Source organism: Williamsia soli, from assembly GCF_017377795.1.
GTDB classification, from domain to species: domain Bacteria; phylum Actinomycetota; class Actinomycetes; order Mycobacteriales; family Mycobacteriaceae; genus Williamsia; species Williamsia soli.
Genome location: NZ_JAFRDR010000004.1, coordinates 417,085 through 432,158, shown reverse-complemented (window position 1 = coordinate 432,158; position 15,074 = coordinate 417,085). Strand labels below are relative to the sequence as shown.

At 66.1% G+C, this 15,074-nt stretch carries 16 protein-coding genes and 2 riboswitches; of the genes, 3 read left to right on the top strand and 13 right to left on the bottom strand.

Going from position 1 to position 15,074, the window contains the following annotated elements:
- The first annotated feature begins 58 nt into the window (after positions 1-58).
- A riboswitch (TPP riboswitch) is annotated at positions 59-153 on the top strand.
- The gene (locus J3S28_RS14025; protein WP_207841332.1) at positions 145-927 is read left to right on the top strand and encodes a 3-oxoacyl-ACP reductase; all 783 of its coding nucleotides are present in this window, start codon (positions 145-147) and stop codon (positions 925-927) included. Its footprint overlaps the riboswitch before it by 9 nt.
- Positions 928-1,306: 379 nt before the next feature.
- Here the strand turns inward: J3S28_RS14025 and J3S28_RS14020 are convergent, their stop codons facing one another.
- The 13 genes from J3S28_RS14020 to J3S28_RS13960 all read right to left on the bottom strand — a co-directional run bounded on the left by J3S28_RS14020 (position 1,307) and on the right by J3S28_RS13960 (position 12,713).
- Positions 1,307-2,710 (bottom strand): class II 3-deoxy-7-phosphoheptulonate synthase, encoded by a 1,404-nt coding sequence (locus tag J3S28_RS14020; RefSeq protein WP_084837084.1) that lies wholly within the window; start codon positions 2,708-2,710, stop codon positions 1,307-1,309.
- 49 nt (positions 2,711-2,759) lie between these two features.
- Positions 2,760-3,251 carry a polyadenylate-specific 3'-exoribonuclease AS gene (locus tag J3S28_RS14015; protein ID WP_207841331.1) on the bottom strand — a complete coding sequence of 164 codons (492 nt, stop codon included), beginning with the start codon at positions 3,249-3,251 and terminating at the stop codon, positions 2,760-2,762.
- 7 nt (positions 3,252-3,258) lie between these two features.
- Positions 3,259-3,969 (bottom strand): lysophospholipid acyltransferase family protein, encoded by a 711-nt coding sequence (locus tag J3S28_RS14010; RefSeq protein WP_207841330.1) that lies wholly within the window; start codon positions 3,967-3,969, stop codon positions 3,259-3,261.
- A 68-nt stretch (positions 3,970-4,037) separates the two neighbouring features.
- The gene (locus J3S28_RS14005) at positions 4,038-5,006 is read right to left on the bottom strand and encodes an ROK family protein (protein ID WP_084893080.1); all 969 of its coding nucleotides are present in this window, start codon (positions 5,004-5,006) and stop codon (positions 4,038-4,040) included.
- Between the two features lie 35 nt (positions 5,007-5,041).
- Positions 5,042-5,482 carry a hypothetical protein gene (locus J3S28_RS14000; protein ID WP_207841329.1) on the bottom strand — a complete coding sequence of 147 codons (441 nt, stop codon included), beginning with the start codon at positions 5,480-5,482 and terminating at the stop codon, positions 5,042-5,044.
- Between the two features lie 73 nt (positions 5,483-5,555).
- Complete coding sequence (locus tag J3S28_RS13995) at positions 5,556-6,791, bottom strand: ArsA family ATPase (RefSeq protein ID WP_307797140.1); 1,236 nt, start codon at positions 6,789-6,791, stop codon at positions 5,556-5,558.
- A gap of 14 nt (positions 6,792-6,805) precedes the next feature.
- Complete coding sequence (locus J3S28_RS13990; RefSeq protein WP_207841327.1) at positions 6,806-7,243, bottom strand: SRPBCC family protein; 438 nt, start codon at positions 7,241-7,243, stop codon at positions 6,806-6,808.
- On the bottom strand, positions 7,240-7,668 hold the full coding sequence (locus tag J3S28_RS13985; RefSeq protein ID WP_207841326.1) for an SRPBCC family protein: 429 nt from the start codon (positions 7,666-7,668) through the stop codon (positions 7,240-7,242). The genes J3S28_RS13990 and J3S28_RS13985 overlap by 4 nt, the downstream gene beginning before the upstream one ends.
- Before the next feature lie 67 nt (positions 7,669-7,735).
- A complete protein-coding gene (locus J3S28_RS13980) occupies positions 7,736-8,860 on the bottom strand; it encodes a glycosyltransferase family 4 protein (RefSeq protein ID WP_207841325.1) in 1,125 nt (374 codons plus the stop codon).
- An 18-nt stretch (positions 8,861-8,878) separates the two neighbouring features.
- Positions 8,879-10,282, bottom strand: a complete 1,404-nt coding sequence (locus tag J3S28_RS13975; RefSeq protein ID WP_207841324.1) for a hypothetical protein — start codon at positions 10,280-10,282, stop codon at positions 8,879-8,881.
- An 8-nt stretch (positions 10,283-10,290) separates the two neighbouring features.
- The gene (locus J3S28_RS13970; RefSeq protein WP_307797125.1) at positions 10,291-11,334 is read right to left on the bottom strand and encodes a C40 family peptidase; all 1,044 of its coding nucleotides are present in this window, start codon (positions 11,332-11,334) and stop codon (positions 10,291-10,293) included.
- Between the two features lie 212 nt (positions 11,335-11,546).
- Positions 11,547-12,125, bottom strand: coding sequence for a C40 family peptidase (locus J3S28_RS13965; protein WP_207841323.1), 579 nt, complete (start codon positions 12,123-12,125; stop codon positions 11,547-11,549).
- Positions 12,126-12,140: 15 nt separating this feature from the next.
- Positions 12,141-12,322, bottom strand: a riboswitch (cyclic di-AMP (ydaO/yuaA leader).
- A 109-nt stretch (positions 12,323-12,431) separates the two neighbouring features.
- Positions 12,432-12,713, bottom strand: a complete 282-nt coding sequence (locus J3S28_RS13960) for a hypothetical protein (protein ID WP_207841322.1) — start codon at positions 12,711-12,713, stop codon at positions 12,432-12,434.
- A gap of 219 nt (positions 12,714-12,932) precedes the next feature.
- On the opposite strand from J3S28_RS13960, the gene J3S28_RS13955 reads away from it, so the two are divergent.
- Both J3S28_RS13955 and J3S28_RS13950 read left to right on the top strand, forming a co-directional pair.
- The gene (locus J3S28_RS13955; protein WP_307797123.1) at positions 12,933-14,801 is read left to right on the top strand and encodes a DEDD exonuclease domain-containing protein; all 1,869 of its coding nucleotides are present in this window, start codon (positions 12,933-12,935) and stop codon (positions 14,799-14,801) included.
- Positions 14,798-15,073 carry an Lrp/AsnC family transcriptional regulator gene (locus tag J3S28_RS13950; protein WP_084837096.1) on the top strand — a complete coding sequence of 92 codons (276 nt, stop codon included), beginning with the start codon at positions 14,798-14,800 and terminating at the stop codon, positions 15,071-15,073. Before J3S28_RS13955 ends, J3S28_RS13950 begins: the two co-directional genes overlap by 4 nt.
- Position 15,074: the final 1 nt, after the last annotated feature.

Below are 15,074 nucleotides of genomic sequence, written 5' to 3'. Positions count from 1 at the left end.
CGAATTGTCGGGCACCCGGTGCCCGACGTCCGCGCAAGCCCGCTCCTGTGATCTGATTGTTGGCGACACGGGGTGCCGAATCCTCTCGGCTGAGATCAGACCCGCTGAACCTGACCAGTTAGTACTGGCGGAGGGATGTCCATCATGCCGTCGAAGAACGCGCAATCCATCGAACAGCAGATCGTGCTGATCACCGGCGGGGCCCGTGGGCTCGGCCAGTCGATCACAAGGGGGTTTGCCACCCAGGGCGCGAAGGTGGTCATCAACTATCTGCGAAGCAAGGATGCCGCGGAGTCCCTCGTCGCCGAACTCGGCTCCGATCAGGCACTTGCCGTCGGCGCAGATGTCACCGAACCCGAGTCGGTGGCCGCCCTGTTCGACGCTGCGCGAGCGCATTTCGGCTCACCGATCACCACCGTCGTCAACAACGCCCTCGTCGACTTCTCGTTCAACGGTGACGGCCGGCCGAAAGCCGACACGATCACGTGGCCGGACTTCGATGCGCAACTGAAGGGCAGCGTCGCCGCCGCACTACACACCACCCAGGCGGCCTTGCCGGGCATGCGCGAAGCGGGTTTCGGCCGCATCATCACCATCGGTACCAACCTCGTTCAGAACCCGGTGGTCCCGTACCACGATTACACCGCGGCCAAGGCTGCGTTGCTGGCGTTGACCCGCACCCTGTCCGCGGATCTCGGACCGGAGGGCATCACCGTCAACATGGTCTCCGGCGGATTGCTCCGCACCACCGATGCCAGTTCCGCGACTCCGGAAGCGGTGTTCGATCTGATCGCCGAGAGCACTCCGCTACGACGTGTCACCACACCACAGGAGTTCGCAGATGCTGTCCTGTTCTTCGCGTCACCGTGGTCTCGTGCGGTGACCGGACAGAACCTCGTGGTCGACGGTGGCCTGGTCAAGGACTGAGACGTGTCCTTGGCTCGCTTCGCTCGCGGGTCGACGGCCGTGCCGATCTGACCGCCGACCGTGCTGTTTCGGCACGCTCAACGGCTGTTTCGGCACGCTCAACGGTGATATCGGCACGCTCAACGGAAGGCCACCTAGGGCGGTGAGCAAGGCGAACTCGCCCCGCCCGCGTGCGGCCCGCGTGCTCTGGACGGAGGAGCGAGGGAGCGCAGCGACTGAGTCGACGGAGGAAGAGCACGCGATAAAGGGCCGCACGCCCCGCGTAGCGAAGCGGAGCGAAAAAACACAGCTGGTGAGACAAGAACCAAACCCCAAAACCCGACCCGGCAAAAACCCGGCCCGACCAAACCAGGCCCGAGCGCACTCAGTTAACCCGCGATCAACCTCGCAGCATCTCCGCAACCAGGAACGACAGCTCCAACGATTGCTGGGTGTTCAGCCGTGGGTCGCAGGCGGTTTCGTAGCGACCTGCGAGATCGAGGTCCGAGATGTCTTGCGCGCCACCGAGGCATTCGGTCACGTCTTCACCGGTCAATTCGATGTGGACGCCACCGGGGTGACTGCCGAGGGCGTGATGCACCTCGAAGAAGCCCTGCACCTCGTCGACGATGCGGTCGAAGTGGCGGGTCTTGAATCCGGTGCTGGCCTCGTGGGTGTTGCCGTGCATCGGATCGCACTGCCAGATGACCTTGTGGCCGGTCGCCTCGACGGCTGCGACGATCGGGGGCAGCAACTCCCGAACCTTGCCGTTACCCATCCGCGCGACGAGTGTGAGCCGGCCGGGTTCGTTGTTCGGGTCGAGCCGTTCGACGTATTCGACGGCGAGTTCGGGGGTGGTGCTCGGACCGATCTTGAGTCCGATGGGGTTGGCGATCAGTTCCGCGAACGCAATGTGGGCGCCGTCGAGCTGGCGGGTGCGGTCCCCGATCCAGAGGAAGTGGGCCGACAGGTCGTAGAGGACCTTCTTGCCGCTGTCGGGGTCTGCCGGATCGTCCGCCAGGCGCAACATCGCGCGCTCGTAGTCGAGGACCAGGGCCTCGTGTGAGGCGTAGATGTCGGCCGATTCGAGGTTGGAGTCCCGAACACCGCAGGCGTCCATGAACTTGAGGCCACGATCGATCTCGGAGGCCAAGGCCTCGTATCGGGCGCCCGCGGGCGAGGTACGGACGAACTCCCGATTCCAGTCGTGCACCCGGTGCAAGTCGGCGTGGCCGGCCCCGGTGAGCGCGCGGACCAGGTTCATCGCGGCGCTGGCGTTGGCGTAGGCGCGGACCAGCCGGGACGGATCGTGTTCGCGGACGGTCGACTCGGGCAGGAAGCCGTTGACCATGTCGCCGCGGTACGACGGCAGGCCCAGTGCATCGGTGTCCGACGACCTCGGTTTGGCGTACTGACCTGCGATGCGCGCCACTTTCACCACGGGCAGGCTGGCGCCGTAGGTGAGCGTCACCGCCATTTGCAGCAGCGTCCGGATGTTGCCTTTGATGTGGGGTTCGGTGTTGTCTGCGAACGTCTCTGCGCAGTCGCCTCCCTGCAGCAGGAATGCCCGACCGAGCGCGACCTCGGCGAGTTGGGCCTTGAGCTGTTCCACCTCGTTGGGCAAGCAGATCGGCGGCACGCTTTCGAGCACGGTACGCATCGCGCGTGCTTTGTCTTCCGGCCAGCTCGGCTGCTGCAACGCGGGCTTCGTCAGCGCCGCCGCAAATCGGGCTGCGAGGTCGCCGGGCAGGGGCGGCAGCTCAGGGAGTTCATCAAGCGGAACGTCTACGGTCCAGTTCACCACCAGACCAGCCTAATGCCCCGCCGACATCCGAACCCAATTCATGCCCGGATCACTGCGGCCGGTTCACCGAATTCTCGATGGCGAGCCACTTGTTGAGGTTGTGCCGTGCGTCTGCCAGCGCGTCGTGCGCATCCTTGGGCGCAGCGGGCAACTCGGGGCGCCCGCTGCATTCCCAATGCTGCCGCAACTCACGCGTGTAGCGCGGGAGTTCTCTGGGCAGCGCCGTCATCGGACCCCACAGCTGGCATAGGACCACGTGGTCGTACGCGCCGACCCAGGCCCACAGCTCGATGGTCCCGGGTCCGGCGTTCACGAACTCGAGCAGGTCTTCCTTGATCCGGGCGCGAGAGCGCCATGCCTTCGACGCCGGCGACGGGAGCTTGGGCAGAACGTTCGTCCGCACCCATTGGCCGGCCCGATCAGGGTCGAATTCTGTTGACACGGCGTAGAACTCACGGCCGTCCTCGGCGACCATCCCGATCGAGACCAACTCGATCGTGCGGCCGTCCTCGATGAACTCGCAGTCGTAGAAGTAGCGCACCGGCGGGTCAGGCCGCCGGGGGCGTCTCGGTCACCGGTTCGGCGGCCGGCTGCTCTTTGAGTGTCGCGGCGTAGACGTCGACGTACTGCTGCCCGCTCAAGTGCATGAGCTCGTACATGATCTCGTCGGTGACCGCGCGTTCGATGAACCTGTTGCCCTCCATGCCCTCGTAGCGGCTGAAGTCGAGCGGCTTCCCGATCTTCACGGTGATGCGACCAAGGCGCGGGATCGTGGTGCCGGGCGGATTCAGTTCACTCGTCCCGATCATCGCCACGGGGATCACCGGGACACCGCATTCCATCGCGATCCGCGCCAGGCCGGTCTTGCCCTTGTACAGCCGACCGTCCGGAGACCGGGTGCCCTCGGGATACATCGCCATCAGATCACCGACGTCGAGTTTGCGACGAGCCGACACGAGCGCACCGGCCGCGGCGTCGGCGCCGGTGCGGTCGATCGGGATCTGACTCGAGGCATTGAAGAACCACCGCTGGAACGCGCCCTTGGCACCGGTGCCGGTGAAGTACTCACTCTTGGCGAGGAAGTACATCCGGCGCGGCACCATCAGCGGAAGGTAGAAGCTGTCGACGACCGCGAGGTGATTACTGGCGAGAATTGCCGGACCTTTGGCCGGGATGTTCTCCAGCCCTTCGACCTTCGGCCGACCCAGGGCCCGCAGGGCAGGTCCCATCAGGATGTATTTGAAGACCCAGTACCACATGTCTTCTCACTCTCTGACGAGCCACAAACGCCCCGCCGCTGTTGCCGACACCACATACGCCGAGAACTTTACCCACCCGGGCGCTGGTCCGTCACAGCCCTGGCCCCCATCCTGGCGATCTGAGCGGCACCGATCATTCCCGCCGCCTCTCCGAGCTGGGTTCCGCGGATGCGTGCCATCCGCCGGTGTCCTGCTCCGGTCAGCAACGCCGAGTAGTGCTCCCGGGCCTCGTCGAGATAAAGCCCTGAGGACGACCCCACGCCCCCGGCCAAGACCACGAGATCGGGATCGAAGACGTCGCACACCATCGCGAGCCCCAGCCCGAGCCAGCGGGCGAACTCGGCAAACGCCGCCAACGCGAGCGCGTCGCCGTCATGGGCGGCCGCAGCGATCCGGCGACCGGTCAGCGAACCGGGATCGTCGGTGATCTCCCGGGCGAGCTGGCTGTTCCACATGCCGCCGTCCGCGATCAGCTCGACGACGGTGTCCACCAGTGCCGTACCGCTGCAATATCGTTCCCAGCATCCGAACTTTCCGCACGAGCACGGCCTGCCGTCGGGCATCACGCGCAGGTGTCCGAGTTCGGGGGCGACGCCGAAACTCCCGCGGTAGATCTCACCGTCGAGGAGCAATCCGGCACCGATACCGGTGCCGATCGCGATGACCAGGGTGTTGTGACCGCGGGCGGCCGCTCCGAAATGATATTCGGCCACCGCTGCGGCGTTCGCGTCATGCTCGCAGAACACGGGAAGGCCGATTCGGGCCGTCATCTCCTCGGCGACGCGGGCCTCGCGCCACGGCAGATGCGGAGAGAACCGGATCACCTGCCGGTCGGTGGTGAGAAATCCGGCCACTGCGAGTCCGACCGCCGTCACCGTCCAGCGTTCTGCCAGTTCGGCGACGGTCCAGTCGAGACAGCTCTCGAGCGCAGTCGCCGTCGTGGGGGTCTGAGACCGGACGGTGTCGAGCACCTGGCCGTTCTCGTCGACGACTGCCGCCCGGATGCTCGTCCCGCCGATGTCGATACCGACGGCCATGTCCCCTCTACCCGCGCCGTGCCGGGGTGCGGCGCTCACGTCCTGTCCACGCCGTCGTCACGTACGGGTTCGAAGCGAACTGTGATGGGTTGATACGCCGCATCGCGCCCGGTCTCACCCGGCGAGCGAGGCGCGGGCGCCGCCGCGCCTGCACCGATCACCTGCTCCAGCGCAGCCTGGATCGCCTCCAAGATCGCGATCAGCTGTCCCAGAATCTGCCACAGCAGTTCACCTGCCTCTTCGATGATCCCGTCGAGGGCGATCCGCGCCTGTCCGGCGAAGTCGGTCGGTGGCCCGGGTCCACCTCGGGCGCCTGCCCGACCACCGGATTCGCCGGTTCGCACGCCGCCCTCGCCGAGTAGGCCTGCCGCCAGCGCGTCGAAACGCTCGAGGACGCCGAGGATGAGGGCACGCCAGGCCTCGGCATCCGAGCCTGACCGAGCACCGTCTGCGTCACCGCCATGCTGATGGGTCAAGCCGGCCTTCTCTCGTTCACGCTGCCTTCACGGTCGGGTGGCTCATGCGATGCCCGTCATTGTTACCTATCTGCTACGTCTCGGGCCAGAGACCGGGGTCAGGGCGAAATCGAACCGTCAGTACCCCGCCGTCCCACTGGGCTCCCAAGACCAGACATCGACGCAGCACCGACGGTAGTCGCACCCGCCTGCGCACTCCACTCACGGTGATCATCAGATCGTCACCGCTGCGACCCAATTGCAGCCCCGAGGGGTCCGGAAGCGCCTGTCTCCAGCTCATCCGGTAGATCGAATCGACCCCTGAACCCGATTCGCGCTCGACCTTGGCCGCTTGCGGCCCCACTGTGTCCATCTGCCGCGACCCGATACGCACCCCAAGGCGCCGCAACGTCAACACCGAGTCGATCGGCTCCGAAAGCCATGGCAGGCTTATGAATTCGGCACCCGAGGTGATGTCCCGAATCCGTTCGACGGCAGCGGCCTGGACACCGAGCTGCTCATCCCACCACGCGGCCGGCCCCGTCGCACCGACGCCTGTCGTCGCAGGTGAGAGATTCTCCGGGAGAACACGATTGGCCAGCACGGTACTGAGCGGGAGTCCCATCACCTGCAGCACCGAGAGTGCTCGCTCCGCTGTCGCCACCCCGTGGCGATCGGCGCCGACCACGAGATGAACATCGACGCCGGCGGTGTCGAACAGCAGTTCGTCGACATCCGCGCAGTCACGGACGAGCTCGTCGAGCACCGCGACGACCCTGGCTATGCGGGCATTGTCTGCCGACGCCGCCAGTCGCCGGTGCCTCGGCCACAGCCTCTCGATGGTGTCGGAAACCATCTGCGGAACACGCAACAACTCGAATGGGTCAGTTCCGCCCGACAGGTCCACCACGACCCGCGACCATGACCCCGACGCCGCCTCATCCCTGATCCGGCGCAGGGCCAGCAGCGATTCGACGCCGGGTAGGCCCAGCACCTCTTCGGGATCGAGTCCTGCGAGTAAAGCACCTACCCCGGGCACACCGGTACCCGTCAACTCGCCGGCAGCCAGTGCCGAGCGCACCGTCCCCCAGGTGTCCTCGAGCATCGCCATCGTGTCGAGTTCGAGCAGATCAACTTGCTGCGAGGCCGGAACGGGTTCTCCCGGAACAGAAAAGACACCGAATACAGTCGCCGCCGAGTGGAACCTGTCCAGCGTTACGAGCAAGGTCTTTCCCCGACGGCCGGTGCGACGAGCCTCCCGGTCGCCGGCGGCGCCGGCCGCCGCGACCGTGGTGGTTCCCGCCCCGCCCGCACCGAGTACGAGGTGGATGGGCGCTAGATCGATCAGCCTTCGACCCTCTTCTTGAGTTCTTTGAGCGCTGCGTCCGTGATCGCCTTCTCAGCCCGACGCTTGAGCTGGCCGATCATCGGGATGGAAAGACTGACGCTGAGCTCATAGGTGACCTTCGTCGACCCGGGGGCTTGCTGCACCAGCTGGTAACGCCCGTGTTGGGCAGTCTGCAGATCGCTGCTGACCAGATCCCAGGTCACCGAATTGCCGTCTGTCGACCAGTCGTAGCTCAACTCGTAGTTGTCCTTGAGGACACCGGCATCCAAGACGAACCGGACCTGCCGGGCCCGACCTGACGCACCGGGAACCGTCACCTGGACGTCACGGGCGGCCGAGACCCACTTCGGATACTGTTCGAAATCGGCGATGACCGACATGATGGCCTGCGCATCGGCGTTGATGACGATGGACTGCTCAGTGCGATCCGTCATCTGGCACCCCCGGATGCCGCGACTCCGCCCTCTCCTGCCGCCGGTCCCCCGACATGGCGACTGGCCTCCAGTCGGTCTTTCACCTCGAACGACATCGCACGACCGGCAACACGCCGACGATGATTGATCTTGCCGACCTCGGTCATCAGTGCGCGGGGCTCGGTCGGCAACTGCGATGTCGGTTCCGCATGCAAGAAGTAGTGGAGCACGAACCCATCGAGCACCGGTTCCAGCCAGAGCTCGGTGGTTCCGTTCAGCGGGCCACTCACCTTCCAGCGCACTCCCTGCTCGGCTCGATTCTCGACGACGGTCAACTGCAGGTCCGGCCACCAGCGACGCCAGTTCGCGCGGTCGGAGATCAGCTCCGTCGCCGATTCTGCGGGCGCCGCGACAAACGTCTGGTCGGCAACCTGAATTCTGGTCACCGCATTAGCTTCACATATCGACCCGGCACGCCCATCACAAACCCTTACTTGTTCCGGTATCCAGAGGTCACAGCAGCTGCGCGAGCCGCGACGACATGTGCTCCCACCGCCACCGCGACTGCACCCACTCGCGGCCTGCCCGCCCCATCGATTCGGCCAGTTCGCGATTGCCGAGAATGGTCGTGAGCGCCTCGACCAGCTCCGGAAGCGATCGGCCGTCGACCACGAGTCCGGTCTCACCCGGTCGAACGGTCTCCGGTGCCCCGCCCGAGTCACCGGCGATCACCGGTATCCCCGTCGAGGACGCCTCCAAGTAGACGATTCCGAGCCCCTCGACGTCGAGCCCACGACCGCGGGTCCTGGCAGGCATCGCGAACACGTCGGCGATGTTGTGGTACCCGGCGAGTTCGTCGGCGGGCACAGATCCGGTGAAGACGACGTGATCGGCCACCCCGGTCGCGGCCGCCAGTTCACGCAATCGACGCTGATCGGGCCCGCCCCCGACAATCATCAGGACTGCGCCGTCGATTTGCGCGCGTACCTCGGGCAATGCCCGGATCAACATGTCTTGGCCCTTGCGCGGAACCAGTCGTGACAAGCAGAGGATGGTCGGAGCCCCGCCCAGTCCGTGACGCTCCCGAAAGTTCTGTCGCGCAACCGGATCGGGCCTGAACCGGTCGACGTCGACGCCGGGAGGCAGGTGTTCCAGTGCCGCACGCGGGCCGAAAGCGGCCGCGAACCGGCCACGGGTATAGGTGCTGACGTACGTGATGACGTCGGTGCCACGCCCGATCGTGCCCAGCGTCTGCCGGGCAAGCGGGAGCATCGACCAACCAACTTCGTGACCATGCGTACTCGCGACGACCCGGCTCGCACCCGCACGGCGCACGGTTCCCGCCAGGGTCGCGAGCGGAGCCGCCGCACCGAACCAGACAGTGTCCACCTGGTGTGCGCGAACGAGTTCGGCTGCCCTGTGAGCGACGATCGGCGTCGGAATCATCAGCGTGGTGGGGTGCCGTACGACCTCGTAGGGCTGCTCCTTGTCGAAACGCACGTGGCTGTCACCACGCCATCTCGGCGCGTAGACGATGATCTCGCCGGCAGGCAGACGGTCGACCAAATTCTGCAGGTACGACTGGATGCCGCCCTGCCGGGGCGGAAAGTCGTTGGTGACCAACAGCGTCCGATGCATTGGCCCACCGTAGCTGCGTCAGACCTGCCGGCCGAGCCAGGCGCGCCACTGGCTGACCAGATCATCGCGCGAGGTGTCGAGCACTATCTGCGCCGCGGTGTTCTGCGCGGTGATTACGAGAGCCGGGTCGGTCGGCTGGTCGGCACCGGCCAGTGCGACGTAGAAGCGCTTGAGTTTGTCATCACCGTAGGTGTCGGCGATGAACGCCGCGACCGACCAGGCGGACTGGTACGCGAGCGCGGCATCGGGATTGCTCGGTGCGAAGTTCGCATCGGCCGGGAGATCGGCGGGCGCACCGTTCGCGGCGATCTCCGCGGCCAGCGCAGGGGCGGCCTGCTCGAGTCGGGTGTAGGTTCCACGTCTGCCCACGTACTCGGCAACGCCTTCGGTGACCCACACCGGAACGGCTGCTGCGGTAGCGGTCCGTGCGGCGACGTGGAACAGCTCGTGCCGCAACACGACGGCGAGAGTGTTCGGATCGAGCCCGGCCGCTTGTGGAGTGAACACGACCCGTTGACCCAGCGCGGTCGGTCCCGCGGGATCGATGGAGCCGAAGATGGTCACCGCCGCGGCAGCGTCGGCATCCGCCTGGCTCGAACCGGCGATGGATGCGAACTCCTCGTCGGAGCCCGCAACGATCACGCCGGCACCCTGGGCCCACCTCGTACCCCAGAAGCCTGTCACCGACTCGGTGGCCGCGGGCAGCAGTCCCGCCAGCTCGTCGGTCAACGGTGAGGCGCCGTTAGTCAGCACGAGCGACTTGCTTGGCGGAGTGCTCACCGGCCTGGCAGCAGGCTCATCGTATTGCCAGACCTGGCCTGCCGGACCCGGCTCACCGAACAGGGGCCCGGAGTCGGCGACGATCTTCCAGCCGTCGGGGTACCTCGCCATCACCATCGGCACCTCGAGCACCACGGGAGCGCTGTCGATGCCCTCATAGGCGTATCGCAACTGCACCGGCGCCACCCACGAGTCGCTGCTGCCCTGGGCGTCGAGTCGAGCCTGCAACTCGGGGGGCACCAGCCGTTCAGGGCCACGCGTGCTCGACAAGCGATATTCGAAGGTGGAGATCGGCAGATCACCGATTCCCTCCGCGGATCGTCGGGTGCGATCCCGCAGGATCTCCGTCGCCGACTCGTCCAGCGCCGCGTCCGCTGTCGCCGCATCGCCGTCGCGCAGAGCGGCACTGTAGTCCGCCAGAACTTGCGAAACTCCCAGGGTGCGGGCCTCTTCAAACGGATTCTGTGGCCGCGGCGTGCTCTCTCGCGTCTGCGTACCGCTGTCTGCGCCGGAGCCCGTGAGTGTGACAGTGAGCGTGACCGCAACGGCCACGATGACGGCAATGGCCACCACAACCCATACCCACCGGCGCCCACGGCGGGCACCGCCCTGCTCGTTCTCTGGCGTGGAAGGTTTTCGCACCGTGGGTTTCAGTACCGGCGGGCCGAGTTGAACGGGCCGGCACCATCGACCGATTCGACCTTGACCGGCACGCCGAAGGTGGAGGCGTGGATGACGTACCCGTTGCCGACGTACATACCGACGTGCGTGGCGTCGGGGTAGTAGATGATCAGGTCGCCCGGGCGCATGTCGTTCCTGTCGACGGCGGTGCCGCCCGCCAACTGGGCCTGGCTCGACCGCGGCAGGGTCTTGCCCGCCTGCTTGTACGCCCACACCATCAGACCTGAGCAGTCGAACTGGTCCGGCCCGGTGGCACCCCATACGTACGGATCACCGATCCGGGTGAGTGCGGCCCGCACTGCGATGACCTCGGGCGCGGTGCCCTTGGGAAGCATCGCGGCGTTGAACTCGATCTTGGGGCCCGCGAGCTCGGCGAGCTGCTTTCCGGTGAGGGCCTCGTACATCGCTCTGATCTCGGTGGCCTTGAATACCCGCTCACTCTGTTTGGCCTGCAGGTCGGCGCTGGTCTTCTCCGCGGTCGCGACCGCCGCCTCGGCCTTCGCCTTGGTGTCGTCGGCCAACTTCTTGGCCGCCTCCGCCTTCTCGTTCGCGAGCGTGAACGTGCGGACGTCGTCGACGGTCTGACGGGACACCATCTCGAGGCCGGACATCTGATCGAGCAGGGATTGCGGTGAGTCGCTGACGAGTACGGCGTACAACCGGTTGACCCGGGCGCCTTTGTAGCTGGCATTGACCAGGGCGTCGACAGCACCCTGCAGCCCTTCTGCCTGCTTCTTCAGATCCGCGAGGGTCTGGTCTGCGGCGGCGGCCTCCGTCGTGGCTGCCGCGACCGCCTCACGTTGCTTGGTCAGTTCGATTGTTGTGCTGTGGATGGCTTCGGTGGCCTGCTCTGCCTCACGACCGAGGGACTTGTACTCGGTGAGCATGTCGTCTGGGCTCCGAGGACCGGGTTCGGCACCCGCCGGTACGCCCGCCCCCAGGGCAACCGCCAGCGCCAGCACAACGGCGGCGATCAGTGTCCGCATCACGGCGACATATCGAACACGCACCACGACGATGTAACTCCTCAATACCTGCAGCGGGCCCGCTCGCGCGGGCCGTGACAATTCAGCACCCACCCCAACCCGGCCAGGCTACACAGCCCTCCGCGGCGGCGACGTCGCTATCGGCGCGCCCCCGCTCGAGGACCCGGCCCGGAAGCCACTTGGGCGGGTCCGCTGTGATCAGCGATCCCGCCCAAGTGGCCGTGTTCAATTGTTGTCGCTCAGTAGCGACGAATGTCGAGGACCGACTGGTCGTTGAGACCCATCTTCGCCACGGGCACACCCTCGGTCGAGGAATGCACGACCTGGCCGCCGCCGATGTAGATGCCGGCGTGTCCGCCACCGTTGTAGATGACGACGTCGCCGGGCTGTGCGTCGGCAGCGCTCACGCTGGTGCCGCCACCGAGCTGGCCGTAGCTGTCACGCGGGATGTTCTGTCCGGCCTGCTGATGCGACCAGTAGACGAGGCCGGAGCAGTCGAAGGCATCCGGGCCTGCGGCGCCGTAGACGTACGGCGAACCGATCTTGCTCACGGCGGCGTCGGCAGCGATCTGGCCGACGGGCTTCGCCTGCGGAGCAGCGGCCTGCGGCAGGATGTTCTGGGGCTTGAGTTCATTCGGGATCTGACCCTCGGTCACGCCCGGGATGTCGAATGTTCCGACGCCTGGGACGGTGATCGGTGCGGCCATGGCCGGTGCAGCTGCCATCCCCATTGCGCCGAGCGTGATGGAACCGGCGATCAATGCGCCACGGGCACTTTTCATGCCGCGGTTCGGCTGTTGCAAACGATGTTTCGCCACGAAGCGAGGTCTCCTTGTTTCTTCCCTGTCCGCCGACCGGGTTAGCTGTCGGATTCGGGCCGGAAGATGGCCCTACCCGTTGAACCCCGAGATCCTTTCGGCCTCAGGGTCCGGTGGGATTCACCCCGGATGTGACTTGTGGTCGACATCAGTGGTTCCCCGGCTCACCTTGGTAGGTGATTGAGCGGCGACCTCACGATCCTCTCCGGTTGGAGGGGACGCTTTCGTAAGGTCTCAGGAAGGTTACGAAACGGTGGTGGCCCGTGTCCACTAGGGGGACGACAGAGGAGCCTGCGGCGTGTCGCCTCACATGGCCCACAAATGAGCCCCTTCTTCGGGAACTAATGGGGCCTTACCTGCGTTGATCCGACGAACGTGATCGTGTGTGTCAGCCTTCGACAACATGCCGGCCGCACTGAACAGTGCGATGGCCGCGTCGATGTTGGCCGCGTCGTCAATAACGAATTCATCACAGCGAACTTCGGAGTTCTTGCTGCTCGGGACCCCGACAGGCCCCAAAAAAACGGTCATCATGCAGTCGTCGCAGGCGATGTGTCGGCCCGGGCAGGTGCTGCAGTCCAGAAGCATTGTGATCTCCGTCTCATTCGGTCGCCGACCCCTCTTAGGGGGCCCTCAGGGTTTTCCCTGAGGCCGGATCGCCAACTTTTGATCCATTGCCCCGGACGCTAGCGGCACCGTCCGACAACCCTTTTCGGTCGCTGTCACGACGGCGTACGCGTGGCCCGGATCACCGCCCACAGCGCGGTGCGCGTGTATGTGTCAGAGCTTCGAACTAGTGTTCGTGGGGTGAGTGTTACCGATGAGGCCAATGGGACTCAGCTCTCGTTCGAAGATCCCGCGCTGAGCCACCCGGACGACGCGCCGCTGCGGTCCATCACGTTCGTAGTGGTTGATCTGGAGACCACGGGCGGCAGTTCGGCCCACGACCGCATCACGGAGATAGGAGCGGTGAAGGTGCGCGGCGGTGAGCTGATCGGCGAGTTCGCCACCCTCGTGGACCCGCAGCGCGGGATTCCGCCACACATCGTTCGGCTGACCGGGATCACCGAGGCCATGGTCTATCAAGCGCCCACGATCGAAGAGGTACTCCCGGCGTTCCTCGAGTTCGCCAAGGACGCGGTCATCGTCGCTCACAACGCCGGCTTCGACACCGGGTTCCTTCGAGCCGCTGCCACCGCCATGGGCCACCCCTGGCCATTCCGTCGGGTGCTGTGCACCGTGAAGTTGGCCCGCCGCGTACTGACCAAGGACGAAGCACCCACTGTGAAGTTGTCCGCGCTGGCCTATCTGTTCCGGGTCCAGACGCGGCCGACCCATCGAGCCCTTGACGACGCCCGCGCCACCGTCGAGGTGATGCACCGCTTGTTCGAACGCGTGGGGAATCTGGGCGTCGAATCCTTTCGCGATCTCCTCGATTATTTGCCCGGGGTACCCAAGGAGACCCGTGACAAACGAGTACTGGCAGAACATTTGCCGCCTGGCCCAGGTATCTACATGTTCCGAGGTCCCTCGGACGAGGTCCTGTACGTGGGTACGGCTGTGGATCTGCGACGACGGGTGCGCAGCTATTTCACCGGCTCGGAGAGCCGTACGCGCATCAAAGAGATGGTCGCGCTGGCCACCCGGGTCGATCACGTCGAATGCGCACACCGACTCGAGGCGGGCGTTCGCGAACTGCGACTGCTCGGCGCTCACGCGCCGCCGTACAACCGACGATCCAAATTCCCCCACCTCGGGTGGTGGATCTGCCTCACCGACGAGGCCTTCCCCCGGCTCAAGATCAGCCGCAACGCGTCCGCGGTCGCTCTGGGTCCCTTCCGTTCGAGGGCGGTCGCTTACGACGTCGCCGACCTCATCGCCGAGAGCTGTGGGCTCCGGACCTGCCGAACCGCCCTGAAGGCCGGTGGTAGTCACACGTGCGAGGTCGGCCCGGACGGGCGCCGACTGGTCGGCGGATGTCACGGCGCGACGGCGACGCCGTTGTCAGCGCCGCAATACTCCTCCCGCGCCGAGATCACCGCCGGCCTGCTCACCGGACGGACCGATACCCCCGTCCGCGCTGCCCTCGATCGCCTCATGGCGTTGTCGGACGCCGAACTCTTCGAGAACGCGGCGCGGTTGCGTGACCGACTCGACCAGTTGGTGGGACAACTCGAACGGTGTCAACGACTGGCCGCCCTCGCCCGGATATCCGAACTGGTGGCGGCGGGTCCGGACGGCAGCGGCGGCTGGGAACTCGCCGTGATCCGCCACGGCCGCCTGGCCAGTGCGGGTGTCGCAGCGCGCGGGGTCCCGCCGATGCCTGTTGTCGCCGCGCTCGCGGCTGCCGCCGAGACCGTGATCCCCGACCCCGGCCCACTCCACGGCGCCCCGCACGAGGAAGTGGCGCTGATTTATCGCTGGCTGACCACACCCGGCGTCAGGATCGTTTGCGCCACAAGCGGTCTGAGCCTTCCACTGCATGGTGGCGCCCGCTGGACACAGTGGCGGGAGATGGTCGGCTCGGCCCACCGAACCCTGCGGGAGACCGCGGAACACGATTCCCCCGGGCGAAGGAGCTCTCCAGCACCCGTGCCAGTGCCCGTCCTGTCGCACCGCGGCGGGGCCGCCGGCCCCCGCACACCGGCATCTCGCGGCACTAGTCTGGACGCATGATTACCGCGATCGTCCTGATCCAGACCGATGTTCATCAGATCCCGGAGACCGCGCAGGCGGTGGCCGACATCGCCGGGGTCACAGAGGTGTTCTCGTGCGCGGGTGACGTCGACCTCATCGCCAAGATCCGGGTCCGCGAACACAGCGACATCGCCGACGTCGTCACCGCGGGCATCAACCGGCTGCCCGGCGTCAAGCACAGCGCGACGCACATCGCCTTCAAGAGCTATTCGAGCGCCGACATCGACGCGGGCTTCTCGATCGGCGAATAGA

Coding starts and splice junctions, on each gene's coding strand:
- J3S28_RS14010 (WP_207841330.1), bottom strand. CDS start 3,969: ATGTGGTACTGGGTCTTCAAATACATCCTGATGGGACCTGCCCTGCGG.
- J3S28_RS13990 (WP_207841327.1), bottom strand. CDS start 7,243: ATGACGGATCGCACTGAGCAGTCCATCGTCATCAACGCCGATGCGCAG.
- J3S28_RS13980 (WP_207841325.1), bottom strand. CDS start 8,860: ATGCATCGGACGCTGTTGGTCACCAACGACTTTCCGCCCCGGCAGGGC.
- J3S28_RS14025 (WP_207841332.1), top strand. CDS start 145: ATGCCGTCGAAGAACGCGCAATCCATCGAACAGCAGATCGTGCTGATC.
- J3S28_RS13950 (WP_084837096.1), top strand. CDS start 14,798: ATGATTACCGCGATCGTCCTGATCCAGACCGATGTTCATCAGATCCCG.
- J3S28_RS13960 (WP_207841322.1), bottom strand. CDS start 12,713: ATGCTTCTGGACTGCAGCACCTGCCCGGGCCGACACATCGCCTGCGAC.
- J3S28_RS14005 (WP_084893080.1), bottom strand. CDS start 5,006: ATGGCCGTCGGTATCGACATCGGCGGGACGAGCATCCGGGCGGCAGTC.